At 30.2% G+C, this 2,537-nt stretch carries 1 protein-coding gene and 1 pseudogene; both read right to left on the reverse strand.

The genetic code is table 11. The features are described from left to right. Positions 1–545, reverse strand: a pseudogene (locus V7149_RS23780) (hypothetical protein); the annotation flags it as partial. A 319-nt stretch (positions 546–864) separates the two neighbouring features. Then, positions 865–2,537 (reverse strand): ATP-binding protein (locus V7149_RS23785; RefSeq protein ID WP_335348049.1); only part of this gene is annotated, 1,673 nt, incomplete at its 5' end.

Here is a 2,537-nt window from a genome sequence, read left to right on the forward strand (position 1 = left end):
TTCTCTACTGTAGTCAATATTATTCCTTGAAGTCTAAATAATATTTTCTCATAATCTTCAGGGGCCACTTCGTGTAGGGGCTTTCCGTTATGAACGACTTCAGTTCTAATTTCCATTGAAAATCTTTTTAATTCTTCAGATAATCTATGATAAAATTTTTTGTCACTAGCAATAAAGGGAACTATCTTAGACTTGACTTTCTCAAATTTAATAAATCTATCAGAGGCTATCATTTCTAATGTCGACATTAAATATATAAAAGAGGTATCTAGATTATTCATGTACATTGATTCATTTAGCCTCTTAACAGCTGATCTACACAGTAAAAGCACATCATCTTTTCTATTACTAGTTATAATATTATTAAAATTGTTGAACTTACCGATTTTATCATTTTCTAAATTATTCTCTATATTTAAACCTAAACCGTTCATTGAGTTAAAACCATGAATTTCAGCAGTTATAAAACGAAATGAATCTTCATAATTATTTATTAAAATAACAGCATCAAAACCACTTGGAAGTAAAGCAGGGAAACCCGGCAAAATTTGCTTGTTAAATGGATTACNNNTTTATTATGGAAATACTGATCATTAGTAAGATTATATTCTAAGACTGCTACCGATAAATATAAAAAATCACTTAATGAAACACTTGAAAATAAATTTGCCATACTTCTCATTGATAAAGTATTCGATGTCGCTATTTCATCAATATTTTGCTTGGGAATAATTGAAGCATCCAATCTAGGAAAAAATTTAATATTGCCTATTTCAAAAGCTTCATCAAAAGTTAAATTTTGAATTGGTACTATAACTTTCATTCAACCACCTCAATATTTTTTGCCAATCGCAATATTTCAAATTAATTAAATAATGGCGTATTTGAGTCAGGTTCAACATTGGGCTCCATAATTTTTAGAAGTAATGGGGTTTTTATATCTGTACTTGATAGTATTACCTCCCCTTGACCTAACTCAGATAGAAAATTGATCATTTCACTATTAGCCGATGGCATTGCGTTCATAATAATTTCCTTATCTCTGTGATTAATAAGACGATGGATAAGGAATGTGCCTATTTGACTTAATGTCCCTGTAGGAATATCCCTAGGAAGCTGAGTAGTTATGCATAAGAATAATCCGTACTTTCTTCCCTCTTTTGAAATATTATCGAAAGCATCCAGTTTAAAGGTCTCAAAATCATTACTTACTGTTTTATTTAAAAACTGGTGGGCTTCATCAACTATTAACACATTAGGTTTACTTAGAAATTTACCTTCTCTAGCATAAGAGAGCATGATTTTACCGATGGAATTAGCCACAACCTCTCGTATATTAAAAGCAAATGGCAGCTCACTTAAATCAATATAAAAAAGGTTATGAGTGTTATGATTTATAAACTCGTCTAATAAATCATAAGCATCTATTGTGCCATTATCTCCAGTAAAATTAAAAACTCTATTAAATTGTATTTCGTTTAATAAATTATTAATTCTCGTAATTAAAGTTGCACAGAATCCTAGACTACTATTTTCAGTGTCACCAAATAGTGCCGCATTTCTTTGAGAGTTTTCCCAGAAACATTCGTTTTCTATTTGAATCGCTAAACTCCTAATATCAAAATTTAAATTATCACTGGATACCTCATTAATATTTTGATTAAGTAATTGTAAAAAGAGTTCTTTAGGCTGATTCTTCTTTTTTAATGTTTTATTTCCTTGTGGATGTTCTTCAATATAAATAGTTAACTCTTCTTGAGCATTCTCTATTAATTTCAAAGACTTAACTGCTTCCCTTAGTTTCGGTACTTGTGAATTCGGTGAAGGCTTTACAAGATAAAATAAATCCTCAATTGACAACTTTTTATATGAAAAATGGTGGTCCACTCCTAAAATTACCATTTTAGCCTTACCTTCGTATGCCTCGGCTAGATTTTTATATTCACCGGTTGCGTCAACTAATATTGCCTTTTGGTTATTATTAAGAATATTTTCTATCAATTTAGAAGTTGTCCAACTTTTCCCACTCCCAGTTGTTCCTACGATTGCTGTATGCCGACTGAATATTGTTTGTAAGGAAAGGTCTACATTTGCTTGATAGTTATTTAAAAGTTGAGCAAATTTACTTGTTCTTAATGAATTATTCTTAAATTCAATTTGATTAATATATCTTTCGATAAACTGTTTTCTAGCGATATAAACCTTTGCTCCTACATTAGGAAATTCACATAGGGATTTCTCAAAATCCAAGATAAAATAATCAAACATGGACAGAACTTCAATCTTTAATAATGGATGAAAGTCCTTTTCCTTTAATGCCTCCGAGGAAATATCTATTCGTTCTTTTTCAGGTAATTCTGAAGAAACCACCTTTCCAAGAAACCCTAAATTTTCACCCTCGATAATTACAAAACTATTTATTAGACCACCATGATATTCTTCTCCGTTGTTATAGAATTTGCCTAAATATTTTGATGATGGAACATGAGTTGTCACAATATTTGTAGTTACTTTATTTACAAAACCTAGGAATAACT

It is taken from the genome of Bacillus sp. JJ1503 (assembly GCF_036965125.1).
GTDB lineage: Bacteria > Bacillota > Bacilli > Bacillales > Cytobacillaceae > Cytobacillus.